The sequence below is a fragment of the Macrococcus bovicus genome (assembly GCF_030376725.1).
In the GTDB taxonomy this organism is placed as follows: domain Bacteria; phylum Bacillota; class Bacilli; order Staphylococcales; family Staphylococcaceae; genus Macrococcus; species Macrococcus bovicus.
In genome coordinates, this window is sequence record NZ_CP128470.1 from 653,317 (window position 1) to 679,719 (window position 26,403).

Consider the following 26,403-nt stretch of genomic DNA (forward strand, 5'->3'; position numbering starts at 1 on the left):
TAGAAATAATCTTTAAATTTCAAAGAGTAAAAGACAAAAATGCCTTTTACTCTTTTTTGATGTTTGATATTAAATGTAAGTTATCTCAATTATATTAAAAAGTTGGTTAAGTTTAGATTGTGAAAAAGAAGTGGTAGTAAAATGTGATTGAATAAAAATATATAAATCATTGTGAATTTACTTGTTGTAACTTATATTTATAGAGATGGAAGGAGGAAAATAAATGAAAAAGATTTTTGTCGAATCATTCATTGCACCTTTAGGCACAGGCATTACAGTACCTTCTTTAATTTTAGGAGATGACAATCAACAATATATATTGAAAAAACAAAGAGAATCAGAAATGATATTTGATTCTATGTTTGTAAATGAAGTGGTGGCTCATAATATGGCAAAATATTTGGAGATTCCAATACCAGAGTGTGCTATTGCAGAAATTGAAAAAGAATTGGTAGACATGGATAGAGATATAATCTTTGTTCATCAGTTCCGAGAAGGACAATATTTCGCTTCTCAAAAAGTAGAGGATATAGAGAATAATATTTTAGATGATCACATGGATTTACTAAAAATGGGGAAACCATATCTTAGAAGAACTTGGAATGATTTTTTTAAAGGGATCACCAATAAGAAAGATATAGCCAAAATCATTGTTTTTGATATGCTAATTGCTAACTTTGATAGATTTGGAAATTCTGGAAACTTCTTAATATCAGACACAGGTACAGAACGAACTTTATATGTAATTGATCACGGGCACGCTTTCTTTGGAGCTAACTGGAACATGACTAAAATGAATTATTTAAGAGGTTATAATAGTGACGATTTTATTGTCGATTTTATAAAGATATATTTAAATCCTTCTCAGGCTACTTTAGGTCAGAAAGCTAATCTCGGGGAAGTATTTAAAGCGATGGAACAACACGTGGATTTAACAGATGTTGATAATCATGATTTTATGGAAATAGTCGAAAAAGTAGAAAATTTGGACAGACAACTCATTAGAGACTTTTTTAATGATATTCCAGATGAGTGGTTTCAAGATAAGAATACTCAGATTAATTACTTTGTAGATTTCCTCATGATACATAAAGAAAATATAAAAATTATATTGCAGTATTTCGCTGATCATGGGTATTTTACCAACTATAGAGGAGGGGCCTTGGTATGGAAACAAAACGTATTAAAGGATGCTACACAGTAGTCAGATATACGCCAGATATATATAACGGAGAGGTTATAAATGTTGGCCTAATAATCCATACTCAAGACGGAATGGTGATTGCTAACTTTATTTCTGACGAACATATGAAAATCAAAACTTTCGGAAGAAATTCACAGAGGAGATACAAATTTGCGAAAGATAAAATAGCTTATTATTTAAAAGAGACTAATGACTTAATTGGGAGTGTAGGCTCATTTGAAATTTCTTCTCCTTCAGATACAGCGTTTATAGAGCGGATATCTAAAGCCTTTACGGACAATCAAATTTCTTTTTCTAAACCTAGAGGTATTATATCAGCAGATATGAATAGAACTTTTAATAATCTATTCTTAAAATATATAGGTCATGAAAATGATAGGAAAAATGATATTAATACAAAAGTTTTAGTTACAAAATTATTTGAAGAACACAAATTACTTAATAATAAAATAAAAAAAGATTTTAAAATTAAACCTGTTGTCGATTTAAATAATATTACAATGAAAATTGATTTTGTTTATAAAAATGGTGTATGGAATTACATGCAAGTCATACCAAAAATCAAAGATAATAAGAGTAAATTAGACTTTATTGGTGAAATAAAAATGCTTTTTGATTCAGTTGATGAGGATACTTCAATTAAGCTAATTTACAATCATCAAGATGAAGAAATAGGAAGCATATTAAATTACCTAAAAAAAGTACGGCAAAATGTAGAAGATATAAATTTAAATGATGCTGCAGAAGTAGAAGGATTACTTAAAGATATAGAATTACATGCAAAAGATAATATAAATGAACTTTTGAAAAAAGCTATATAAATATCCATAGAGATGAGACTATTAATTAGTAATCTCATTTTAAAATTCGTTAACTCATTGATAATCTGTTTCTGCTTTCTAGGTGTTAACATGGTTGTTATTATAATTTTAGATAAATTAGTAGCTGATTATAATTCAACTTTTAAAAGGGCAAAAAAAGGGCAGAAATATTTTAAAAAGGGCAACACTCAGAAATAATAAATTATCAGGATTATCTATAAACCTTGATATGACAACCTTTTTTAACTGTCAGATTACAGCTGATATTTTACCCATGATTGCGAGTGAATAAGATGAAGATTGAACTGCAAGTGACTGACCATATGCTTCTGCGCACCTTCTTAGCAGAACAGGCCATATCTAAAAAAAGTCTGAGCGCCATTAAACGTAATGGTGCTCTTTTAGTCAATGGCATCCGGCAGACGGTGCGGGCGAATGTGGTGCCTGGTGATGTCGTCACTGTTGTCCTGCCGGATGAAACACCGAGTGCCAGTCTTGTGCCGAGTGAGGGGCCGCTTGAAATTCTCTACGAGGACGATGCGCTGTGCATTGTCAATAAGCCGGCAGGTGTCTCGACCATGCCGTCACAGCTCCATCCGCACGACAGTCTGGTGGAACGCGTGCTCGCTCATTTTCGCGAGCAGCAAACAGCCGGCATCCCTCATATTGTGACGAGACTCGACCGGCAGACCAGCGGGGTCGTCATTTTTGCGAAGCATCAGCTGATCCATCACTGGATGACCGGCATCATTGATAAGGTGTATCTCTGTGCAGTAACCGGCCAGCTGCCTGCAAGAGGCAGGATTGACCTGCCTATCAGACGGAAATCTGAGTCGATCATCGAGCGGATCACAGCACCAGACGGCAAACCGGCCTTGACGAGTTATCTGACGCTCCTTCGCAGTGAACATTCTGTCGCCCTCGTCAGACTGCACACGGGGAGGACCCATCAGATTCGTGTCCATTTCAAGGCGATCGGTCATCCGCTGTTAGGTGATACTTTGTATGGCACAGACCAGTCAACCGGACGTCAGGCGCTGCATGCCTTTCAAGTCACCTTCAGCCATCCGGTCACAGCGCGGCTGATCACTATTCAGGCTCCTGTCCCGCATGACTTAAGATTTGTCATACCAATATGATATAATGAAGTGATTTTTATAAATAGGAGGTATGTATGGAACATCATCATATGTTATCGCTCGTTATTATCGTGATGACGGCGCTTATTACACCTTTGCTGGTCAACCGTCTGCATCTGAACTTCCTGCCGGTTGTCGTAGCGGAGATTCTGATGGGGATTCTGATCGGTAAATCGGTCCTGAATCTCGTTGAACCGAATGAAGTGCTGAATATCCTGTCCACGCTCGGTGTCATCTTCCTGATGTTCCTCAGCGGGCTTGAAATTGATTTTTCAGCATTTAAAACGAACAAGGAGAGTAAATCCAGGGAACCGAACCGACTCGTTCTGACATCAACTATATTTGCCGGCATCTTTCTGTTGTCGATTCTTGCCGCCTATATCCTGAAATGGATCGGCCTGGTCGATGATGTGCTGCTGATGGTCATCATCATCTCCACTATATCGCTCGGCGTCGTCGTGCCGACACTGAAAGAGATGAATCTGCTGAGAACTTCCATCGGTCAGATTATTCTGCTGGTGGCAGTGATCGCAGACCTCGCTACCATGCTGCTGCTCACTGTCTACGGGACGCTGCATGCCAAAGGGGATTCGCCTATCTGGCTGATAGGGATATTAGTGGTCTTCACCGCCATCTTCTATTTCATGGGAGGCTACTTCAAGAAATCTGAACTGATCCATAAGCTGCTGGAAGGGACCACGCAGATTGGGATTCGTGCTATCTTCGCCATGATCATTTTACTGGTGACATTGGCAGAGGGGGTCGGTGCAGAGAATATTCTGGGCGCCTTTCTGGCGGGTGTCGTCGTCAGCTTGCTCGGTCCTGACAAGGATATGGTGCATAAGCTGGATTCATTTGGCTATGGCTTCTTCATCCCGATTTTCTTTATCATGGTCGGGGTCGACCTGAACATTCGTGAGCTGCTGAAAGACCCGTCCATCTTGCTCATGATTCCTATTCTTTTTGTCATCTTTTTCCTGACGAAAGTCATTCCGTTGAGCCTGCTTATCAAGTGGTACGACAAAAAGACGGTGCTGGCGTCCTCCTTCCTGCTGACATCGACTTTATCACTCGTCATCGTCAGCGCGAAACTGGCAGAGCAGCTCGGTACGATATCCAACACCTTATCCGGCACCCTGATATTGAGTGCCATCATCACCTGTGTCATTGTGCCGATCTTCTTCAAGAAGCTGTTCCCGGTTGAAATCAGCGAGGAAAGAATCATCAATATTGCCTTTATCGGGAAGAACCAGTTATCGGTGCCGGTTGCACAGACCTTTAAGACCGCTCTCTATAATCCTACCTTGTACTATCTGGAAAATAACAACTATAAGCAGGAAATCACAGACTTAAGGGTCATTGAAATAGAAGCTTATACACCTGAAGTACTGGAAGCGGCTGGCCTGTTTGACAATGATATCGTGGTCTGCTCCGCGAATGACACGCCGATCAATGTGAAGGTCGCTTTAATGGCGAAAGCGCATGGTGTCGAACGCGTCATCTGTCGTCAGCCGAACGCCGGCGACGATGCGGAACTGCAGGCGGCAGGCGTTGAGATATTCAATGAGTTTGACAGCACGAAGACATTGCTGAAGAGTATGATTGAATCACCTAATATGCTCAGCCTGTTATCGAATGTAGAATCTTCACTTTATGAGATTGAAATGCTGAATACACGTTATCATGAGATGACGCTGCGGGAATTCCCGTTTGGCGGCAATATCATCTTTGTCCGTATTCTCCGCAACAACAATTCCATCGTGCCGCATGGAGATACGGAGCTGCACTTCAAAGACCGTCTGATCGTGACGGGCAGCAGACAGTATGTCGACCAGCTGAAACGAGAACTGGAACTCTTTTAATAGAAACAAGAAAGTGCCGCGAAGAGATAAAAAATTCGCGGCACTTTCACTATTTCTTGCAATATGGTCGCATTATCGCTAAATTAGTAGTAGGTACTAATTTATGAATGAGAGGGATAGTATGTTAAATTTAGAAAATCAGCGCTTTGTCATTATGGGTGTGGCCAATAAGCGCAGTATCGGCTACGGCGTGGCACAAGTGCTGGACGCAGCAGGCGCAGAAGTCATCTTCACTTACCGTAAGGAGCGTTCGAAAGAGGCCATCCTTAAATTGCTTCCTGAATTAAAGAATAATAGTGACGCACTGGTCGTTCAGTGTGACGCGGAAGACGATGCATCGATTATCCGCGCATTCGAGGAGATCGGTCAGACAGGTCAGATCAACGGTGTATATCATTCGATTGCCTTTGCGGATCCGGAGGACTTACGTGGTCGCTTTTCAGAGACCTCTCGGGAAGGCTTCCTGAAAGCACACAGCATCAGCTCCTATTCACTGACGATTGCAGCACGTGAAGCCAGCAAGATTATGGCGGAGAACGGCAGCATTGTGACGACGACTTATCTCGGCGGCGAGATCGCCATCGAAAACTACAACGTCATGGGTGTGGCGAAAGCCTCCCTTGAATCCAATGTCAGATATCTTGCGCTTGACCTCGGGGCACAAGGCATCCGTGTCAATGCCATCTCAGCAGGTCCGATTCGTACCGTCAGCGCAAAAGGTGTCGGCGGACTCAGCACTATTCTCCATCAAGTCGAAGAACGTGCACCATTGAAACGTAACGTCGACATTATCGATGTCGGCCGTACAGCAGCTTACTTACTGAGTGACCTGTCGAGCGGTGTGACGGGCGAGAATATTCACGTGGATGCCGGCTATCATATCGTCCGCTAAAAAAAGACCTTGGACCTTCTATCAGAAGATCCAAGGTTATTTTTATGAGTTTAACTTGAACGTTTCATAGACATTCCAGTGACCGTTCTCCAGCTGGTAGCACAGGCTGATCTTATCGATGGTCTCACTGTAGTTGACGCTGGTCATCTGCAGCTGGCCGTAGACATCTTCAAATTCCTGGCTTGTCAGGTCCTGTGCAATCGTCAGGTGAGGCACATAGGGATGCGGGTCCTCGCCGAATAGTTCAGCAAACTGACGATGTAGATGCGTGAGTGTCTCATTCATTTCTACTTTGAAATAGATGACATATTTCACGGGTGCAAAGTTGGATACTTTATTGATCTGAATATCAAACGTTGACGTATGTTCCGCGACAGCCGCGACTTGCTGGGCAACTTCATCGATATCAGCAGCCTCAAAATGACTCTTCAGTGTCATATGCGGTGCGATGACCGAGTAATGTGAATCATAGCGCTTACGGTACGAATTGACTTTCTCCTGTAATTCGAGAGAGGGGAAGATGGCGATACCTAGTTTCATATGATAGCCTCCTTAATGTTAATACTACAAGTATAACAAATTACTCTCCTAAAAAATATAAAAGAATGGAAGCGATTTCTGGTTTCCATGTCCGCCATGTATGTCCGCCGGCCAGTTCACGGTATTCATGTTCAATGCCCCGGGCAGTGAGTGCAGCGTGAAAGGCGCGGTTAGGCGTCAGGAAGTCAGCGGTCGCACCGGACATAAGCTTGAATGCCTTTTCCTCTTTGCCGACCAGCTGGACGTACTTGACAGGGTGTTTCAAGGCGGCGAGTTCCTGAGTAATGGCTGCTGTGATCATCGGACTGAATAATGCAGCTTCATTAAAACGCTCGTCTTTTAACGTTATGGATAAGGCGATACTGGCAGCGAGGCTGTCACCCATTAATAGCCGTTTATCCGATACTCTGAAATGGGTCGCCACAAAATCCTCCAGTTCTGACGTCACAAACGCGATCATTTTCGTCTTATGCGGGCTATCCGGATGATACTCCTGTGAACGGGTCTCAATATCTGGATAGTGAACGAAGATGATGATGCTGGCAGTCAGCCGGTCCTTTAGTTGTTCGTATTGTCTGTGCAGCTGCCCCAGCTGGCTGAAATCCTGACCGTCAAAGGCGATGATGACGGCATGCTCTTTGAGTGCCGAATAGCTGTCCGGCAAATAGATGCCGAGCTTGACCGTGCGCGCCAGCGCTGTACTCTCTATTTCAAATGGGGTCACGAGTCCTCGTTTAAACATATCATCACTCATTTCTTTTTCTTAATTTTAGCATAAATGAATTTAAGGCAATAAATTAGGGGTAATAGAGTATAATGAAAATATCAATCATAAGGAGGACTCTATGTTCAATAAAGTCTGGTTCAGAGTAGCTGTCGGGCTGCTGCTTGCGTTTTTAATTGTTAAATATTTCCTTGAAATCAATCATATCTTCTATCCGTTGATCGTGATTGTCCAGTCCATTGCACTCCCGCTCATTCTAGGAGGATTCCTGTATTATATTACAGTACCGTTTCAGAATTACCTTGAGCAGAGACGCAATATGTCACGAGGCAAGAGTCTGCTTATCATCATCCTGCTGATGCTGATTTTAGTGGCTATCTTTGTCTTGATGATCGCACCGATACTCACTAGACAAGTGTCGTCATTTATCAATAATTTCCCGACGATTCAGAAAGAGTTCCAGTCTTATATCAGCTATGCACTTGACCAGCGTGACAAACTGCCGGCTGATATGAAACAGCGTATCAATGATGCCATCCAGAAGCTGAATAATATGACAGGCGCACTGCTGACGAACAGTGTGCAGTATGTCACGACGGTTGTCTCGACATTATTCCTGTTGATTCTTGTGCCGTTCTTCCTTATTTACATGCTGAAGGATCATGACCGCTTTATTCCGTTTGTCGCGATGCCTTTTACCGGGAAACGTAAAGAGTTTGTCGTCAATCTGCTGAAGGATATCGACAAGACGCTGCGTAGTTATATCCAGGGTCAGGTGACAGTCAGTATCATCCTGGGTACGTTGCTGTTGATCGGCTATCTCATCATCGGTCTTGATTACGCACTCGTGCTTGCCCTGTGGGGGATGGTCACCAACTTAATTCCTTTCCTCGGACCGTACTTAGCGATTATTCCGGCGCTCATCATCGCGCTGATTCAAAAACCTGTCATGGTGGTCTACGTCATTATCATCATGACAGTCGCACAGCAGCTGGAAGGGAATGTCATCACGCCTAACATCATGGGCAAGTCGCTGAACATTCATCCGCTGACCATTATCACTGTCATCCTGGCGGCGGGTAATCTGGGCGGCTTTGTCGCTATCCTGATAGCGGTGCCGACTTATGCTGTACTGAAGACCATCGTCACGAATATATACAGACAGCGTCAGAACATTACGATACAGGCCAGCAAGGTCGTCGAAGATAAGCAAGAAAAAAAGAATCCATTATAAGGATTCTTTTTTTTGCGTTCTATGCTGGTTAAGGAAGAAGGCGCTGTAAAATAAAGCGAGCAAGGCGAAGATACAGGCAGATACGTAGAGCGTTGTATTGACGTTTCTGGCTATTTCAGCGACGAAACCGCCGATGACCGGTCCGATCATCGTTCCGATGCCCTGCAGACTGTTGAAGACACCCCAGGACTCTTCTTTCTGCTCCTCATGGACATGCTCGGCGACGAACGTGTTCCAGCCGGGTAAAAGCATCCCGTAGAAAAGGCCGATGACCAGCCCGATCATGAGCGCCAGTATGAAGAGGTGCAGCTGACTCAGCACGAAAATACTGATGCCGAAGACCAGAAAGCCTGCGATGATAATGATATGGCTGACGACTCTCGGCATATGGTCCATGATTTTAGAGATGAAGAGCATGGCAATCGTACAGCCGGCACCGCCCGCGATAAGCAGATAGGTATATTCAAGTGTCGTCACATGCAGATGTCTGACGGCATAAGAAGGCAGTATAGGCACCAGCATGCCGATCGCTATCCCTTGAAAGACGATACCCGGAAAGAGGACGAGATGCCGTGTCATGACCTGCTTGATCAACTTAAGCTGAGCCTTCAAGGTTTTCTTCTCGATATAAGAGACTTCCGTCTCCACAAAGAAATAGAGTATCCATGAAATGAACGCCACAAGCGCCATCAGAAACGTATAACGTGTCGGATGAACCTTGAAGATAAGATTCATGCTGACCATGCCGGCCAGCATACCGACGAGCCAGGCGAAATAGACGTAGCCCATCTGCTTGGCGCGTGCGCACTCATTCACAGAGCTCAGCATCACAACCCATATCGGACAGACCGCTACACCTAGCAGAATCGCTGCCAGGAAATAGACGATGACCTGGTGGCTGACCACAATCAGGCTGAGAGAAGCGACAGCGAGCATGAAGCACAGATTCAATACTTTCTTCGTGCCGAAGCGTCGCAAAAGAAACCCTGTAGAAAAATTCATCAGTGCATCACTGATGAAATGAAGTGAGATACAGATCGATGTCACACCGACTGAAATGCCTAGAGCTGTAGTCGGCAGAATAGGCAGATAACTCAAGATGAACATCCCTCTGGCGAATTCCATCAGAAATAGAATGACCAGCATCTTCGAGAAATCTGACCCACGCATGTTACCGCGCAAAGATTCTCGCATACAGGGAGGCTTTAGACTGCAGCTGCTGGGTAAGAAGGGATGTATTCAGCATATCAATGAGATCCTGACAGATGGTTTCAGATGACCGCGCGTGATAACCCGCGCGCATCGCACGCTGCATCTGTGCCAGTTCCCGGGAATCGGTCAGCAGAGTCGTCAGCACGTGCAATGTTTCATCCACAGTGTGCGTGATACGTGCATAGCCCATCCGGCTGAAATAGACGGCATTTTCACCTTCCTGACCGGGAGCAGGATTAAAGAAGACCAGGGGAATCGCTTGACTCAGGCTTTCCGAGATGGTGATGCCGCCCGGTTTCGTCAGCATCAGATCACAGGCGTTCATCCATTCAGCCATGTCGTTCGTGAAGCCGAGGATCTTCATATTAGGTTCAGCATCAAATTGACTGAGTTCACGCCGCAGTTTCTTACTGCTGCCACAGACCACGACAAACTGGAGGTCTGCCCGCTTGTTCAGTTCGCTGAGCATAGCGCTGAATCCTTCAACAACCCCGAATGCACCGGCCACCATGAGCAATGTCTTTCTGTCCGGATCCAGGCCGTGCGACTTTAACCAGGCGGCGCGGTCACGTCTGACCTCAAATTCAGGATGGATCGGAATACCTGTCACCTGAACATCGTCCGCGTCGATGCCGATGGACAGCAGCTGTTCTTTCGTATGTTCAGCCGCGACATAATATTTCTTTGAGCCGGGTGTGATCCAGTTCTTATGCATATTATAGTCAGTGATAATAGTGGCGATCGGAATCTTCAGTTTTAACTGCTGTGTCAGCAGTGAGACGACCGGAGTCGGAAAGGTCAGCAGGATCAGATCGGGTGTTTCATTCGACAGAATATTGATCAGCCGGTTCAGGCCGTAGTATTTATAGAAACATGAGTTGATGTCGTCTGGATTTGAGTAGTAGAACATTTTGTATGTTGAGCGGAAATATTTGTAGCTGTTGATATACCATTTCTTCAGGGCGGACGTCACAACAGGATGCGCTTCAAGAAAGAGGTCATGCTGAATAAGCGTCAGGTTACTGAGGTTCATCTGATTGAACTGATTAACGATGCTGTTCGTAACCGACAGATGTCCATTACCGAAAGAACCAGTGATAATAAGGATTTTTTTATTCTTTATCAACATTAACACGCTCCAGGAGTATAATTGTTCTTAGCTAGTTTATCTCATTATAGAGACTTTGAGCAAAAAATTCGAGTACATTACAGAAAAATTACAAATACTGGACGAAAATTAATAATCAGCCCCTAAAGGGAATGCTATATTTTTCAGACTCATTCTTTAAAAAAGTGTATAATAAAGAATTGAATTAAAGGAGGTATGCCTGTGAAAACTGAAGCACTGCTTAACCTGATAAAAGTAAAAAAAATAAAAGGTGAACTGCCTGAAGAAGTCACTGATATTACGACAGATTCACGTACGGCCGGCCCGACGAGTATTTTTGTGGCCTCAAAAGGCTATACAGTCGACAGCCACCGCTTTATCCCGAATGTCATCGAACAGGGCTGTCAGCTGGTGGTGACAGCGCATGAAGTCGATGCCCCTGTCGCCCAGATCATTGTGCCGGATACGTTACGGGTGGCAAGTATATTTGCGCAGGCCATTTTTGACTATCCGGCTGCAAAACTGAAGACATTCGGTGTGACCGGTACCAATGGAAAGACCAGTGTCGCAACGATGATCCATCATCTGCACCGTGCTCTTGACATCCATAGCGCCTATCTCGGCACCAATGGGCTGCAGATCGATGAAACGGTGACGAAAGGTGCCAATTCCACCCCGGAAACCGTCACACTGACGAAAAGCATTGTGCAGGCACTGGAACACCAGGCAGAAGCCATGAGTTTTGAAGTGTCGAGTCACGGGCTCGTGCTCGGCCGGCTGAACGGCGTGGACTTTGACGTTGCCATATTTACGAACTTGACACAGGACCACCTGGACTTTCACGGCACGATGAAGGACTACGGCTATGCGAAATCGCTGCTTTTCAGCCAGCTCGGCAATCATCCTTCTTATGCCGTACTGAACAGTGACGATGCCTTCTCCGAGACGCTGCGTACGGTGACGAGCCGCGAAATCATCACGTATGGCATCGACCAGCAGGCGGATTTCAGGGCCACTGCTGTCGAAGAGACGCTTTACGGTACCACATTTACCCTTGAGTCACCAGAAGGGGAATTTAAAGTCGAAAGTCCCTATCTCGGCAGATTCAATGTCTCTAATATCATGGCCGCTATAGCAGCGCTCTTTGCTGCTGGACATGACGTCGAGAGAATCGTCCAAGCGGTACCGGCGCTGCCTCCCGTTGAAGGGCGGCTGGAAGTGCTGGACCGCAGTCTGCCGATTGATCTGATCATTGACTATGCACATACACCGGATGGCATGAACAAATTGATAGATGCCGTGCAGCCGTTCGTTAAAGGCAGGCTCATCTTCCTGGTCGGCATGGCGGGAGAACGCGATCTGACGAAGACCGCTGACATGGGCGCTATCGCCTGCCGTGCGGATTATGTGATCTTCACACCGGATAACCCGGCGAATGATGACCCTAAGAAGCTGACGGATGCTCTAGAAGAAGGGGCGACCCATCAGAACTTCAGGTCGTTCACGGACCGTAAAGAAGGCATTCTGCACGCCATCGATATGGCTGAAGCGGGCGATATGGTCGTCCTGGCCTCAAAAGGACGTGAACCTTATCAGATTATGCCGGGTTACGTCAAAGTCCCGCATCGTGATGATCTGATCGCACTGGAAGCGGCCTATCAAAAATTTGGAGGACATCATGAAAATCAGACAAAGTAACAGTGAGAACCTGAGCTGCAAAGTCTATATCCATGAGAATAAGAAAGAAGAAAACTTCATCGTCAGTATCCCGGATATCTTCTTCTCGATTCAATATGATTATGACTTATACGGTGAATCACTGATTGAACATCTTTACTTGCATCTATTCAATATTCTAGACGACAAAGAAGCACAAGAACTCGCGCTGCGTATCGCGCAGTGGACGAGCGAAGTTTAAGGAGAACATTATGACATTAAAACAGGAAGTAGAAATCAGAAAGACCTTTGCCATCATCTCTCACCCCGATGCCGGTAAGACGACATTGACCGAAAAACTCCTGCTCTTCGGGGGCGCCATCCGCGAGGCGGGAACAGTTAAAGGGAAGAAGACAGGTAAATTTGCGACCAGTGACTGGATGGACGTCGAAAAAGAACGGGGTATCTCGGTAACCAGTTCTGTCATGCAGTTTGATTATGACCATTATAAGATCAATATCCTGGATACACCGGGGCACGAAGATTTCTCCGAGGATACATATCGCACGCTGATGGCTGTCGACAGCGCCGTTATGGTCATCGATGCTGCCAAAGGGATAGAGCCGCAGACGCTGAAGCTCTTTAAAGTCTGTAAAATGCGCGGCATCCCGATCTTCACCTTTATCAACAAATTGGACCGTGTAGGTAAAGAGCCGTATGAACTGCTGGAAGAAATTGAAAAGACGCTTGATATCGAGACTTATCCGATGAACTGGCCGATCGGTATGGGTCAGTCCTTCTTCGGTATCATCGACCGTGAGCATAAGACGATTGAACCGTTCCGCGATGAGGAGAATATTCTGCATCTGAATGAGGACTTTGAACTGATTGAGGACCATCCGATTAAAAATGACGTCGCATTTGAGACAGCAGTGGAAGAACTGATGCTTGTGGACGGTGCCGGCGAAGCATTCGATGAAGAGAAATTACGTGCAGGAGACTTGACCCCTGTCTTCTTCGGTTCAGCGCTTGCTAACTTCGGTGTTCAGAACTTCCTGAATGCCTACGTTGATTTTGCACCGATGCCGTCAGGCCGCACCACAGCGGAAGGTGATGTGGTCAGCCCGTTTGAAGAAGCGTTCTCTGGCTTTATCTTTAAGATCCAGGCCAATATGAATCCCGCTCACCGTGACAGAATCGCCTTTATGCGTATCGTCTCCGGGGCATTTGAACGCGGAATGGATGTGACGCTGACGCGTACAGGCAAGAAAATGAAGATCTCCCGCTCCACCACTTTTATGGCGGACGACACACAGACCGTCAACCATGCAGTCAGCGGTGACATCATCGGTCTGTATGATTCCGGTAACTATCAGATCGGTGATACATTGGTCGGTGCCAATCAGAAGTTCCATTTTGAGAAGCTGCCGCAGTTCACCCCTGAGATCTTTATGAAGGTCAGCGCGAAGAACGTCATGAAGCAGAAACATTTCCATAAAGGGATAGAGCAGCTCGTTCAGGAAGGCGCGATTCAGCTCTATAAGACACTCTATACGAACCAGATCATCCTGGGTGCGGTCGGTCAGCTGCAGTTTGAAGTATTTGAACACCGTATGAAGAACGAATACAATGTCGACGTGATAATGGAACCGGTTGGCCGGAAGATTGCGCGCTGGATAGAGAACGAGGAAGCCATCACGGATGCGATGAACTCAAGCCGTTCGATTCTCGTGGATGACCGCTTCGGCAATAAAGTCTTTCTGTTTGAGAATGAATTTGCGACGCGCTGGTTCCAGGATAAGTTCCCTGAAATTAAGCTCTACAGTCTGCTGTAATTGAAGGGGGAGCAAGATGGGGAAAATTAAAATACTGAAAAAGGAATACTTGCGGCCGAAACGCCGGTTCAGTCACCATGAAGAGAGGGAAGCAACGACTCATCAAGAAGTTGTACCGGATGAAGTTACGCCTGATGAAGTTACGCCTGATGAAGTTCCGTCAGATGAAATGATGTCTGACGGAACTGCCGGACAAGCTGAAATAATCGATAAAGTCACGATCACAACAGCGTCAGAGCATGCTGAGGCAGAAGCATCTGATGACTCAGCGCCTGATGAGGAAGCGGCCAGCCAGATAGAAGAAGCGGCCGCACCTGTCACGCCACAGCCGGCCGCGCGCAACTCTCATTTCCGCTGGCTCTACTTGATTCCTGCTGTCCTCTTCGGTATGGCACTCATGATGCTCTGGCATCTATTCGCTGATCAGCCGGCGCCTGAGAAACCGAAGACGGTGCAGGAGACGCTGACGAAGACGGAAAAAGCGATCAAGATAACGAAAGACCATGTCGTCAGTGTCGTCAATCTGCAGAAAGCGAATAATCTGTTGAATGAAAGTGAAGTGCCTGAAGAAGTGGGTATCGGCAGCGGAGTCATCTACAAGGTCACTGACAAAGCGGCCTTTATCGTCACGAACTATCATGTCATCAAGGATGCCGAGACCGTTCAGGTGACGCTGAGCAACAACAGAAAAGTCAAAGCCAGCGTCATCGGCAGCGATGAATGGACCGATCTCGCGGTTATCAAGATTCCTAAAGGCCAGCTGAGCGGCCAGATGAAGTTCGCAGACAGCGATAAAATCATCGTCGGCCAGACAGCCATCGCAATCGGCAGTCCGCTAAGTCAGACTTTCGCCGGGAGTGTCTCACAAGGCATCATCTCAGGATTAAACCGGGCGGTGCCGGTTGATATGGACGGCGACGGACTCTATGACTGGGAATCTAATGTCATTCAGACAGATGCCGCAGTCAATCCCGGTAATTCGGGCGGCGCGCTCGTCAACGATCGTGGAGAACTCGTGGGTATCAATGCGATGAAAATCTCGCTTGATAATGTTGAGGGGATCAGTTTTGCGATTCCGAGTAATGATGTGAAGAAAATAACCGCCATATTAGAAACGAAACATAAGATTGTCAGACCTGAACTGGGCGTCCAGGTCCAGGATATCAATAATCTGCAGCTGGATGCGGTCAGACAGCAGCTGGGTATCCCAGCTGATAGAACTGAAGGTGTGATTGTCATGGGTGTAGAAGGTGGTTCTGCCGCACAAGCAGCAGGTCTTCAGGCACAGGACATTATCACTAAAATGGACGGCAAGCAGCTGAAGAGTCTGGTTCAGTTCAGAAAGATTCTGTATTATGATCATCAGAAAGGTGATACATTGACGATGACCGTGCTGAGACAGGGTAAAACTGAACAGCTGACAGCGATATTAAAGTAAGGGTGGGGATCCAGTGAAGAAAAGAATATGGCGGCTGACACCTCAGCAGTGGATTGTCGTTTACTATCTCATCGCTATGCTGGTCTCCTTCTTGCTGCTGCGTCTGCCATATGTGCATAAACCAGGCGTCCATGTCTCCTATATTGATTCGATGTTCCTCGCTGTCTCAGGAATCAGTGTCACTGGACTTGCACCGATGTCAATCGTCGATACCTACTCGCTGTTCGGTCAGATCATTATCTTGATCATCCTGAATATCGGCGGCCTGGGGGTAATGGCCATGGGCACACTCGTCTGGGTCATCCTCGGCAAGCGCATCGGTATTCAGGAGCGGCGTCTGATCATGGTGGATAATAATCAGGAGCAGATGACAGGTATGGTGCAGCTACTGATAGAAATTGTCAAGGTACTGCTGACGATTGAAGCAGTAGGGGCGCTGCTGTTAGCCTTCTATTTCTATAAGGATATGCATTCCGTCAAAGACGCGCTTTACCAGGGACTGTTCGCCAGTGTAGCAGCGACAACGAATGGAGGACTGGATATCACAGGTGCATCCCTCAACCCTTATGCCGATGACTACTTTGTCCAGTCCATCGTCATGATACTCATTGTGCTCGGTGCCATAGGGTTTCCGGTTATCATTGAGATCAAGACTTATATTATGAACAGAGTGCCTAACTTCAGATTCAGTCTGTTTGCGAAGCTGACGTTATCCACCTATGCCCTCCTGCTGATTGTCGGGACAGTGGTCATCTATTTACTGGAAATGGGCAATGCGTTCAAAGGATTGTCATGGCATAAAAGTCTGTTCTATGCTATGTTCCAGTCCTCTACGACGCGTAGTGCAGGTCTCACGACGATTGATCTGACAACATTGACCGAAGCGACACAGTTCTTTATGGGGGGACTGATGTTCATCGGTTCTTCGCCGAGTTCTGTCGGCGGGGGGATCAGAACGACCACCTTTGCCATTCTGGTCTTGTTCATCATTAACTTCAGTAACGGCCGGACGACGATTCAAGTCTTCAACAAAGAAATACACCCGCTCGATATGCAGCGGGCGTTTGCGGTCATGATTCTGGCTATTATCATCTGTTTCACTGCTTTAGCCGTCATTCTTGGTTTTGAGAACGGCAAGCATCAGTTCCTCGAAATTTTCTTTGAAGTGATGAGCGCATTCGGCACGTGCGGCCTGTCTCTCGGCATTACTTCTGAGCTGACCATGCCGTCGAAAATCGTCATCATGATTGTGATGTTCATCGGTCGTGTCGGCCTGATCACATTTGTGGTCATGCTCGGCGGTAAAGCAGAGCCCGTGAAATATCATTATCCAAAGGAACGGGTCATGATTGGCTGATCGGCAGCCGGACAATGAAGGTGGTGCCGACATCGACCGTGCTCTGTGCTTCAATCGTTCCGCCTGCCAGTTCAATCATATTACGGGTAACAGGTAATCCAAGTCCTGTTCCCGTTATTTTTGTGGTGAAAAACGGTTCATAAAGCTGTTTCAGTGTACTCTCTGACATACCGATCCCATTATCACTGATCGTGATGATGATCATATCCTGCAGCTGCACTTTAATTTCAATCACACCGCTGCGACCTTCTGGTATCGCCTCCTTGGCATTCTGCAGAAGATTGATCAGCACCTGCTTGAGCTGATCTGTCGCCATCATGGTATAGAGCTCAGGTTCCTGATAACTGGATATCAGGCGCATCTGATGGACATCAAAGTCATATTTCATGAAATTCAATGTATCTTTGACGACTTTAACGACTTCCGTCGGCTCGTTATTTTCTTCCGTCGGCCGTCCGAGGAGCAGAAACTGACCGACGATATCCGTGATGCGGTCGATTTCCGTTTTGATGATAGCGAAATGAGGGTTGTCACCTTGACGGTCATACTTCAGTTCCAGGAGTTCGACAAATCCTCTGACAGATGTCAGGGGGTTTTTGATTTCATGTGCAGTGTTGGCAGCAAGCATGCCGATCAGCTCTTTTTTCTGTGCATTGATTTCTTCGATCAGGCGGAGCTTTTCTTTCTGACGCTCATATATGTTATTGAACAGCTGGATGGTGGCAACGATCAGGGTCAAGAGCAAGAAGAGGATAGCGGTCGTTTTTAAAGCCTCCAGCTCTATGTGCCGGTTGGAGGTGATCTTAAGACGCCAGTCCACATTCTGGAGTGTTTTGCTGCTGGAGACACCTTCTTCATTCAGCTTTCTGGATGTGAAAATCACATTGTTATTAAGATCGGTCAGTTCAACAGATCTGAGGCGCTGGACAGCATCGATAGAAGTCATCAGCGTATTGATGTTCATTTCTGCCACTATGACGACCGGCTGTTTTTGATAGGTCATAAACTTTGAAATATAAATATCATCGACGCCGTTAAATTCTTCTGTACTGAAATTGATGGAAATCTGGTGCGGATCTTTATGCTGCTTATAGAAATCATATGAATGTTCACGTTGTCCGACCAGGTTGCTGTTGGATGAAATGATGACTCTGCCGTTCTTATCGATGATACTGATACTTTTGTAGCTGCCGTCTTTGCTTCTTGAGCTGTTGATGGCGCTTTGGATGGCCTCGGTTTTAGGGGCTACTTCCATGACAGTGGCAATGGTCTGCACGGTGCTCGTCGCATCATCAATAAAATTGGTGATCTGCTGCTCATGGATACTTAAACTGCGGTCTATCGAACTCTGTTCGAAATCTTTGTCATGCTGAAGAATGACAAAGTAACTGAAGATGCTCAGTGTTAAAGTGATGATCAGATTCACTAAAATATAGCGCTGTAGATATTTCATAAAGACTCCTGACATGAATTTGATATAATGAGAAAGGGTGATTGCATGCATCAATTTGATATACATATTATAACAACAAATAACATACGTGGCATGCTCTTCTCGGACATGAATCTGCTCAAGGCCGCTCATTACATCCAGAAAGTCAGACGGAATGCCTCACACCTGCTGATCCTGAATAACGGCAACACGCTCTGCGGGTCTCCCGACAGTGACTTCATAGCAGCGCAGAAGAACAGAAGGAATCCTGTGATTGATGTCATGAATCATATCGGCTACGATGCAAGCGGCATCAGCTACGAGGATTTTGCCCATGGACCGCGATTATTCAATCAGGCTGAGGCGATGGCGCAGTTCCCTTTCCTGTGTGCGAATATCCTCCATAGCAGAACGAAGGAAGCCTTTTTTAATACCCCTTACATCATCAAACAGGTGGGCGGTATGAAGGTCGGCATCCTGGGAATGACCGCCACTCAGGCGTTCCGGGAGCACTATAGTGATGACTTCTATATGGAGAAGACGGTGGATGCCGCACGACGCTGGATAAGATATATGCGTGAAAAAGAGAACCCGGACTTTGTCATTGTCATGTATTACGGCGATATTGCCTCTATCTCCGCCCGTGAAAAAATGCGCCGTGCGACAGAAGGGGTTGATCTGATGCTGTCTAATTCAGGATTAAATGAAGTGGTAGACGGAACATGGCATGTCGATCTGCCGCACGACATCTCTGAGCTGAGCCATATTCAAGTGCAGTTCAGACAACGGACCACCACTTATGAGCTGGTTGATTATCACGCTGAAGCCATTCAGCTGAAAGGCTTCATGGAAGACCACTGGCTGCAGGATGAACTCTATTATATTGAACAGGAATTCAAAAAGACCAGCACCGATTAAGGGGCTGGTCTTATGCGTAGAACAGAATCAGGATGATGATGGCACATATGGTAGCTGCAATAGGTGTAATCAAGCGTTTTGAGTACTGGAAGGCAGCTGCCGTTATCAGCTGTATACCTACCAACGTGATCAGCTGCTGGACGCTCAGCACCCATATAAAAAGACTGACCGAGGCAAGGCTGGTCAGTATCACGGCCAGCACAGGATTAGTCATCTGTTCCTGGAGCATCGTCCGGAAGTAAAGTTCATGTAGGGGAACAGTCACTGCCAGTGAAATCATCAGCTGCCAGCGGTAATGAACACCGATTGATATCAGTGTCGTCATAATGGCTTCATAGCTGATAGCAGGCAGGAACTGGACGAGTACAGTGTACAAGACAACAATTGCCGCACTGGCGATGAGGCTTGCCAGCAGCGACTGGCCGATCCTTCTGGAAGTCAGATGCCGCTTATAGAGCAGGTAACTGAATGTGGTCAGTAGAAATATCCCTGTCATCATGTGCCAGAAGACCTGATCCTCCTGTCTCATGAGGAACAGCAGGATATGAAACAGCACAAACGTTATCAGAAAAAGAGAAGGTTTACTCGTCAACTTAGTCATTGATGATTTTATAGCGTTTATGATTGATAACCGTTTTTTCAGGCTGTTCAAGCTGTTCGAAGTTATCCATAATTGTCAGATCGACAATCACAGAGTTTTCGTTCACTTTTTCGACTCTGCCGCGCAGTCCCTCGTGGAATTCTACGACATTTCCAACTTTAGCGATATCCATATTCATGACCTCCTCCAAATATACTAAGCGTCATTATACTAAATTACGCCTGGTTTTGAAATGGCAAATCATTATTTTCCTGTAATTTGATTCGAGCTTTCTTCCGGATGTATTTCACCTGGGCCACCGTGCGGTCCATTTTAGCCGCAATTTCAGCCAGAGTATAGCCCTCACACCGGTAAATGAACCACGTGCGTTCCTCCTCTGTTAAAATCTCGATGGCTAACGGTTCACTCTCCAGGTCCTCTCGTTCAGGTAAGCTCTCATCAGCCATCAGCTGGAAGCGTTGCTGATAGGTCATCCGTCTCCTGATTTCATCAAGGAGACAGAATTTCAGCTGCAGGTAGACATACTGTGACTCATTGGGTGTCTTCTCGGGATCGTACGTTTGAGTAAGGCGCCAAAGTCTGATCAGTGCGAGCTGATAATAATCATCGCGGTCATAAGTAATATGATACTGATGGAGCAGGTGATGAATCATGCGGTCATACTTCACATACCATTCTTCAAACATCTCAATGTCCTGACGCGATCGATCGGCTGAATATTTCCGGATGATTCTATCTTAAAGGCTCTGAACAGATCAGCAAAACCGAGAAATAAGACAAATTTGTAGATTATATTAATTTATAGGCCTATTTTGTTATTTTTTAGCATTTTATCTCTCTTTTTGTCAATAAAACCTTATAATGTTCAAGAAAGCCATTAGAAGGAGGAACTGTTATGCAACACTTTTTAGGTCATGAAGTGGTTTATATTCGTCGTACTAATCAGACACAAGGACAGACTGAAATTGCTTATTATGATGGTAAGATAGAATGGGTGGACGCCTCACCGGACTTTCTGCTCAATCACACACTTAAAATGCTGAACAGCAGTCTGACTGCCAGCCGGAAATCAGTAAAAGAAAGCCTGAAGTTTGCGCAGTTTACGCCTGTCATCATCGACGCCTCTCAGAACCTCGTGTTCTTTCCGCTGCATCCGAAAGATAGCTATGAAATGTGTTATATCAACAATCAGCACTTCTTACAGGCGATTGATTATGAAGAGACGATCATCTATTTCACAAACGGCAGGTCACTCAGTGTCAAAGAGAAATCTGCTCATATCCTGAAGCAGTATAACAAGGCGCTTCAGGCTACAGATTTTTACAGTAAAATGAAAAAAAGGTTCCTGCAATAAGTCATACTTAAATAGATAGTGGACTATTAATTGTAATTTTATCTCTAAATGTATTGCACATGTGTTATACATCGATTATAATTTGTTTAACTGTTATATATTAAGGAGAAACACTATGGGAGACCAACGTTTAAAAAGATTTGGACAACTAATCTATTTCGTTAACACTAAAATCGATGAAATCACTGGCATTGAACTCGCAGATTACAACGTATCACGCGAGCAGATCTACATGCTCGAACTGATCAAGAATGAAGACAATATGACACAGAAGAAACTGATCTTTAAAATGAGTAAAGAGCAGACCGCTGTATCCCGCTCGATTAAAAAACTGGCAGAATACGGTTATATCACGAAAGAGCAAAGTATGTATGATCTACGGTCTACTGTGCTGAAGCTGACACCGCAGGGACAGGAAATCGTCGATATGGCGGATGGCATCAAAGCGAAAGTCGTCCGCAGCTTTATGAAAGAACTGAACAAGAAGGAATCTGAAGAACTGATCAACATCTTGGAGAAAATCTATCATTCATTCAGTATCAGAGATCCATTTAAATTTTAAGGAGACACGACAGCTGTCGTGTTTTTTTGTACAAAAAAGCAGGCATTGCGCCTGCTTTTATTTGTATTGATCGATCAAGTATTTCAGTCCTGTCAGTTCAATGCGGCGATAGAACTCTGCAATACGCAGCGCATTCTTAGAGGCCCATTTTATATCGGTCGCGTACTGATGTGTCGCAGGATTAGCTGGGTTCCAGCGCATCTCATAGAGCGTAAACTGCTTATTGCCGAAATAGTTCTGTGCGACGTACTGAGCACCGCCGATAATCGCCTTGGCAGGGGTGTTCCAGCCTTGCTGATATGCATACTGAATGCCGCTATTTAAAGCATTGTTGTCGACTGCACGTGTCCCGTACATATTGTAATACTTCGTGCCGGAAGTCGTGGCCTGGCCGGTCGATACATTATAGCCCATGCCGTTACTCAACTGGCTGGTGCCATTGCCGGTCTCCCATAACGCATGACTGATCAGATAGATCTCATTGATATTATACAGCTTAGAAGCTTCAGCGAAAGCAGCGCCTTGATTGGCAAGAATGCCTTTATTCTCGAGCAATGTATTCAGTTTGGCAGCTGAGATGCCTTGAGAACTATTCAGACTCAGGAACTGGTATTTCTGTGTGGCATCGTTCTTGAAAAGGGCCGGATCAATGCTGGCACGGACTTCAGATTCCGTTGCATTACGTGTCAGCGTACGGCCGTACTGATCCGCGTAGACAACTTGCGGGCTGACTGTCATCTGTCTCGCAACAGCTTCATCAAGCGTTGTGGCAGCAGTCACCACTTTTGTAGTGACGGGTGTCAAATATTTATCTGCGATCCAACCGACAAGACCAGTAGATGACAATGTCCCTTTATGCCATAAGGACATGCCGATTTTCTCCGTGCGCACGATATTGAAACGTGCACCGATATCGTTTCTAAGTGGACGGATCAGCTGGCTAGGACCGCCCGCAGCAATCGTATAAAGTGCGCCGTCAGGTGAGGTGACAGAGTAGACAGCTTTTTTGTAGCTGACTATCTTCCGGCTGTTCAGATATAAGTTGTTGCTGTTGACCCAGCCGACTGGCTTAGACTGATCATCCACAACAAAGTAATAGGTGTCATCTCCTTTACGCGCCTGTGTGGTCACGTAATGCTGGACCTGTCTACTTGCATCCGGCAGATAAGACTTCAGGTTATTATCTGTGTAGATGACAGCACCAGCAGGGAGCGTCTTACCCATTTTTGTTACTTTTTCCATTTCACTGAAGACATCAGACTGTTTCGTTACATGGCCTGCATACATCCAGCCTGTTGTATTGGTCGCCGGCAGTAGCCCTTTCAGCCAGATGCTGGCACCGACTTTCTCACTGCGGATGACATTGAAATACTGGTTCTGCAGGTTCTGGTTAACAAGGAGCTGCTGACTGCTGCCCCCTGATGGCATGGAGTAAATCTTCGCCGTCGAAGAAGATACCTTATACGGTGCAGGCGTTGTGCTTAAAACACGAGCGGTCTTCTGACTGATCTGATTGTCTTTGATCCAGCCTAATACTTTATTGTTTTCATCCAGCACCTGATAATAGTTCACTGAATCTTTAGTCCCTTGTTTATTGATGAAATACTGAATATAAGGCTTGCTGGTTGTGACCTTCGTCAGATTGATATCTGTATAGATTTTGGCACCTGTCGAAGGGGTTTTACCGTACATATTGACGGCCTTGATGCCCGTCAGGGATGTGCTGGCAGCTGTGAGATGTTTACTGCTGATCCAGCCGCTGAAGCCGTTGATAGTGCCGAAATAATAATCAGTCGCATTGACGGTGACTTTCTTTGTCGGATTGAATGCCTGGTTGATCTGACTTGTAAGGTCGTCGTACTTCTGACCTTCCATCGCCCAAGGCATGCTATAGATACCGGTAGCAAGCGCATTGATTTTGAATTTAGAGGTGACAGCTTGTTCGCTGCTGCGTGTCGCTTGTGTGAGCTGATCAGATTCAACCCAGCCACGAGGCACCCCTGTTTCATCGGAAATAAGATAGTATGACTTGCCATTATAATCCGCTTTTTTGTTCACGTAGTAGGTGAAATTGGCTTTCTCTGCAGCCGGCGTGGCAGTGGTACTCGTCACAGTAGAATACACTGGTGCAGTCGTAGTTTTAATCCGCGCCATCTTGGACTGGGCAGTGACGACCGGCGGTGCTGCAGGCGGTTGTGTAGCCGGTGGGGGAGTCGGTTCGACGACCACTGGCGGTGTTGTTGTACCTGCAAGTGCCTGCACTTTCTGGTTATATTTCAGCGTGACCAGCTCGGCGAGTTCATCCATGGTGTAACCATTCTCCTGGAACCAGCCGTATGGGTCACCGTGATCAGAGCCCCCAAGGAAGTTAGAGACTGCTCTATGGGACCATAATGTCCCTGAACCGTCATATTCTGCTGAATCAACAGGCAGGTCATAGTAAAGCAGGTTCGTCGCAATATAATCGGCATAGTTATTGATCGCTTTCGCGAAGCGTTCCTTACCGTAGACGCGGACGAGTTCCACGTGGATGAAGCGGGCATTACCGGCTGGACCGGCTCCCCATGCGAGGTAGTCGGTATCTGCCGTCTCAATAATTTCATTGTCATCTACAAATGCATGAACAAATGCATTATTCCAGTTATTCTTCATATAAGCGACTTCACCGTAGATGGTTGAAGTCGGATTGGCTGTTTCATGCGCAATGACCCCTTCAGGCTTTCCAACCCCATTGCGATAAGCGATCTTAGGCAGATCAGCTGCAAAATCTTGTTTATAAGTGGGCACGGTATAGTTCTGTGACAAGATGAAATTATTGGTCTCAGATGTTGAAGCTGCGAGTGTCCGCGCCCGTGTAGTAGGTGCCATTGATAGTGATAATGTCTTCGGTGCACTTTGCTGTAAGGTCACGTCGCGTTTTTGAGTCAATGTGCTGGAAGATTGCTGAGTGATAGTTTGAGCGACTGCGGGTTTCGTGGCAGTAACACTCATGGTTGAAGCTTCAGCGGTTTTAACAGGTGCTGCAGTGACAGGTTCTGGTGTAACTGTAGCAGCTGATTCATTTGTCGTTTTCTTTTGAGCGGTAGCCGGCGTTTCAGTGGAGACCGGTTCTTTCACAGACGTCGCGGCCGGTGTCTCAGTCGTGACGTCAGCTGTTTGGGCAGCCGGCGTTTCAGTGGAGACCGGTTCTTTCACAGATATTTCGGCCGGTGCCTCCGTCTTAACATCAGCTGTTTGAGCAGCCGGCGTTTCAGTGGAGACCGGTTCTTCAACAGACGCCGCGGCCGGTGCCTCCGTCTTAACATCAGCTGTTTGAGCAGCCGGCGTTTCAGTGGAGACCGGTTCTTCAACAGACGCCGCGGCCGGTGCCTCCGTCTTAACATCAGCTGTTTGGGCAGCCGGCGTTTCAGTGGAGACCGGTTCTTCAACAGACGCCGCGGCGGGTGTCTCAGTCGTAACGTCAGCTGTTTGAGCAGCCGGTGTCTCAGTGGAGACTTGTTCTTCAACAGACGCATCGGCCGGTGCCTCAGTCGTGACGTCAGCTGATTGAGCAGCCGGCGTTTCAGTAGAGGCGGGTGTTATTTCTTGAGTAGGATTTTCAGTTGTTGCAGTAGTAAAGTTATAAGGTGTTGCAGTAGCATCTATCGTTTGTTTGATATCATAAACCTGTCTCTGCTCTGTCGTTGATGCATTTTGATCATCGGTTTCATCATTTTTTTCAGTTTCAGCTGAAACTTGATTTTCTGCTGCCTGTGCTGTTGAGTGTGCAGCTAACATCATGAACAGTAGAGAAGATGATTTGTAGAAGAATTTCGAATTCATAGAGCATCCTTTCATTTGCAATAATCTGAATCTTTTTCAGTATAAAATGATTAAACGTTGAAGTATAGGGCGATTGAGACTTTGTAATATGACTTTAACATTTGAATATATTATTTACTTTTCACTTGTTCATCTACCTATTCTATATATCGTTACAGAAAAAGGATTGAGATAAATGCAAAAAACCACCTATCCAAGCGGATAGGTGGTTACTGTGCTTCCCGTCTGATGATAGCGGTGTACTGCCAGAATATTTTCATCTGACTGATGTTCCAGTGGTTCATCCCCAGCGAGTAGCCGGATGGGTTGAATATCTTGACGTCTGACACTTCGAGCGCTGCTGCCAGCATATACTGGTAATAGACATCCAGCTGCTGAAAAGAGGGACTTAACTGACCATTCTCAAAGATAAAATCAAACGGGACTTCATAACCAAAGATATCAATCACGTTAAAGATTTCAGGAATCGCAATCAGATAGCAGGCGCCGTCGATAAGCGGACTGTCATCTGCCTGATGATAGTAGACTCTGAGTGACTCATAGTTCTGGCGATGAAATTCATCGATAAAATAGAACTGCTCGCGCATGTAGGACAGATCACCGGCATGAACGATCTGCTCCTCGAGTTTATCGAACATCTTATTGATATGTTCATATTTCTCATATGTTTTACGTCGTGACATCTAACCATC

General features: G+C 45.8%; 24 protein-coding genes. 14 read left to right on the plus strand and 10 right to left on the minus strand.

Features of this window, described 5'->3' with window-relative positions; translation table 11 throughout:
- Positions 1–223 precede the first annotated feature (223 nt).
- The 5 genes from QSV55_RS03845 (at position 224) to fabI (ending at position 5,918) form a co-directional block, all read left to right on the plus strand.
- A complete protein-coding gene (locus QSV55_RS03845; RefSeq protein ID WP_289650766.1) occupies positions 224–1,204 on the plus strand; it encodes a HipA family kinase in 981 nt (326 codons plus the stop codon).
- Positions 1,168–2,025 (plus strand): DUF3037 domain-containing protein, encoded by an 858-nt coding sequence (locus QSV55_RS03850; protein WP_289650767.1) that lies wholly within the window; start codon positions 1,168–1,170, stop codon positions 2,023–2,025. The genes QSV55_RS03845 and QSV55_RS03850 overlap by 37 nt, the downstream gene beginning before the upstream one ends.
- A gap of 293 nt (positions 2,026–2,318) precedes the next feature.
- Positions 2,319–3,164, plus strand: a complete 846-nt coding sequence (locus QSV55_RS03855; RefSeq protein WP_289650768.1) for an RluA family pseudouridine synthase — start codon at positions 2,319–2,321, stop codon at positions 3,162–3,164.
- 35 nt (positions 3,165–3,199) lie between these two features.
- Entirely contained in the window at positions 3,200–5,026 is a 1,827-nt protein-coding gene (locus tag QSV55_RS03860; RefSeq protein ID WP_289650769.1) for a monovalent cation:proton antiporter family protein, read from the plus strand.
- 121 nt (positions 5,027–5,147) lie between these two features.
- Positions 5,148–5,918, plus strand: a complete 771-nt coding sequence (gene fabI / locus QSV55_RS03865) for an enoyl-ACP reductase FabI (protein ID WP_133451072.1) — start codon at positions 5,148–5,150, stop codon at positions 5,916–5,918.
- Positions 5,919–5,960: 42 nt separating this feature from the next.
- Here the strand turns inward: fabI and QSV55_RS03870 are convergent, their stop codons facing one another.
- Together QSV55_RS03870 and QSV55_RS03875 are read right to left on the minus strand one after the other, a co-directional pair.
- Entirely contained in the window at positions 5,961–6,458 is a 498-nt protein-coding gene (locus tag QSV55_RS03870; RefSeq protein WP_289650770.1) for a 2'-5' RNA ligase family protein, read from the minus strand.
- A gap of 40 nt (positions 6,459–6,498) precedes the next feature.
- Positions 6,499–7,200: an alpha/beta hydrolase gene (locus QSV55_RS03875; protein WP_289650771.1), complete on the minus strand. Its 702-nt coding sequence runs from the start codon at positions 7,198–7,200 to the stop codon at positions 6,499–6,501.
- A gap of 103 nt (positions 7,201–7,303) precedes the next feature.
- On the opposite strand from QSV55_RS03875, the gene QSV55_RS03880 reads away from it, so the two are divergent.
- Complete coding sequence (locus tag QSV55_RS03880; RefSeq protein ID WP_289650772.1) at positions 7,304–8,416, plus strand: AI-2E family transporter; 1,113 nt, start codon at positions 7,304–7,306, stop codon at positions 8,414–8,416.
- Here QSV55_RS03880 and ltaA read toward each other — a convergent pair.
- Entirely contained in the window at positions 8,411–9,610 is a 1,200-nt protein-coding gene (gene ltaA, locus QSV55_RS03885) for a lipoteichoic acid biosynthesis MFS flippase LtaA (protein WP_289650773.1), read from the minus strand. The two genes, QSV55_RS03880 and ltaA, sit on opposite strands and share 6 nt — an antisense overlap.
- A complete protein-coding gene (locus QSV55_RS03890; protein WP_289650774.1) occupies positions 9,588–10,757 on the minus strand; it encodes a diglucosyl diacylglycerol synthase in 1,170 nt (389 codons plus the stop codon). The genes ltaA and QSV55_RS03890 overlap by 23 nt, the downstream gene beginning before the upstream one ends.
- A gap of 201 nt (positions 10,758–10,958) precedes the next feature.
- On the opposite strand from QSV55_RS03890, the gene QSV55_RS03895 reads away from it, so the two are divergent.
- Genes QSV55_RS03895 through QSV55_RS03915 form a run of 5 tightly spaced genes read left to right on the plus strand, consistent with a single transcriptional unit; the run spans position 10,959 to position 17,022 of the window.
- A complete protein-coding gene (locus tag QSV55_RS03895; protein ID WP_289650775.1) occupies positions 10,959–12,434 on the plus strand; it encodes a UDP-N-acetylmuramoyl-L-alanyl-D-glutamate--L-lysine ligase in 1,476 nt (491 codons plus the stop codon).
- Positions 12,415–12,654, plus strand: a complete 240-nt coding sequence (locus tag QSV55_RS03900) for a YueH family protein (RefSeq protein WP_289650776.1) — start codon at positions 12,415–12,417, stop codon at positions 12,652–12,654. Before QSV55_RS03895 ends, QSV55_RS03900 begins: the two co-directional genes overlap by 20 nt.
- 10 nt (positions 12,655–12,664) lie before the next feature.
- Complete coding sequence (locus QSV55_RS03905) at positions 12,665–14,227, plus strand: peptide chain release factor 3 (protein WP_289650777.1); 1,563 nt, start codon at positions 12,665–12,667, stop codon at positions 14,225–14,227.
- A gap of 16 nt (positions 14,228–14,243) precedes the next feature.
- Positions 14,244–15,665: a S1C family serine protease gene (locus QSV55_RS03910; protein ID WP_289650778.1), complete on the plus strand. Its 1,422-nt coding sequence runs from the start codon at positions 14,244–14,246 to the stop codon at positions 15,663–15,665.
- 13 nt (positions 15,666–15,678) lie between these two features.
- Positions 15,679–17,022, plus strand: a complete 1,344-nt coding sequence (locus QSV55_RS03915) for a TrkH family potassium uptake protein (protein WP_289650779.1) — start codon at positions 15,679–15,681, stop codon at positions 17,020–17,022.
- Here the strand turns inward: QSV55_RS03915 and QSV55_RS03920 are convergent.
- The gene (locus QSV55_RS03920) at positions 17,009–18,475 is read right to left on the minus strand and encodes an ATP-binding protein (protein ID WP_289650780.1); all 1,467 of its coding nucleotides are present in this window, start codon (positions 18,473–18,475) and stop codon (positions 17,009–17,011) included. The two genes, QSV55_RS03915 and QSV55_RS03920, sit on opposite strands and share 14 nt — an antisense overlap.
- A 45-nt stretch (positions 18,476–18,520) precedes the next feature.
- On the opposite strand from QSV55_RS03920, the gene QSV55_RS03925 reads away from it, so the two are divergent.
- A complete protein-coding gene (locus tag QSV55_RS03925) occupies positions 18,521–19,372 on the plus strand; it encodes a bifunctional UDP-sugar hydrolase/5'-nucleotidase (RefSeq protein WP_289650781.1) in 852 nt (283 codons plus the stop codon).
- Positions 19,373–19,382: 10 nt separating this feature from the next.
- Here QSV55_RS03925 and QSV55_RS03930 read toward each other — a convergent pair whose 3' ends face one another.
- Genes QSV55_RS03930 through QSV55_RS03940 form a run of 3 tightly spaced genes read right to left on the minus strand, consistent with a single transcriptional unit; the run spans position 19,383 to position 20,659 of the window.
- Positions 19,383–19,973: a CPBP family glutamic-type intramembrane protease gene (locus tag QSV55_RS03930; RefSeq protein WP_289650782.1), complete on the minus strand. Its 591-nt coding sequence runs from the start codon at positions 19,971–19,973 to the stop codon at positions 19,383–19,385.
- Entirely contained in the window at positions 19,966–20,145 is a 180-nt protein-coding gene (locus QSV55_RS03935; RefSeq protein ID WP_133451084.1) for a YkvS family protein, read from the minus strand. Before QSV55_RS03935 ends, QSV55_RS03930 begins: the two co-directional genes overlap by 8 nt.
- Positions 20,146–20,188: 43 nt before the next feature.
- Positions 20,189–20,659: a sigma-70 family RNA polymerase sigma factor gene (locus tag QSV55_RS03940; RefSeq protein WP_289650783.1), complete on the minus strand. Its 471-nt coding sequence runs from the start codon at positions 20,657–20,659 to the stop codon at positions 20,189–20,191.
- Between the two features lie 209 nt (positions 20,660–20,868).
- Between QSV55_RS03940 and QSV55_RS03945 the strand changes: the two genes are divergently transcribed.
- On the plus strand, positions 20,869–21,327 hold the full coding sequence (locus QSV55_RS03945) for a competence protein ComK (RefSeq protein ID WP_289650784.1): 459 nt from the start codon (positions 20,869–20,871) through the stop codon (positions 21,325–21,327).
- Between the two features lie 115 nt (positions 21,328–21,442).
- Entirely contained in the window at positions 21,443–21,889 is a 447-nt protein-coding gene (locus QSV55_RS03950) for a MarR family winged helix-turn-helix transcriptional regulator (protein ID WP_133451087.1), read from the plus strand.
- 57 nt (positions 21,890–21,946) lie between these two features.
- Here QSV55_RS03950 and QSV55_RS03955 read toward each other — a convergent pair whose 3' ends face one another.
- Together QSV55_RS03955 and QSV55_RS03960 are read right to left on the minus strand one after the other, a co-directional pair.
- Positions 21,947–25,711 (minus strand): N-acetylmuramoyl-L-alanine amidase, encoded by a 3,765-nt coding sequence (locus tag QSV55_RS03955; protein ID WP_289650785.1) that lies wholly within the window; start codon positions 25,709–25,711, stop codon positions 21,947–21,949.
- A 209-nt stretch (positions 25,712–25,920) separates the two neighbouring features.
- The gene (locus QSV55_RS03960; RefSeq protein WP_289650786.1) at positions 25,921–26,394 is read right to left on the minus strand and encodes a DUF2538 family protein; all 474 of its coding nucleotides are present in this window, start codon (positions 26,392–26,394) and stop codon (positions 25,921–25,923) included.
- Positions 26,395–26,403 lie beyond the last annotated feature (9 nt).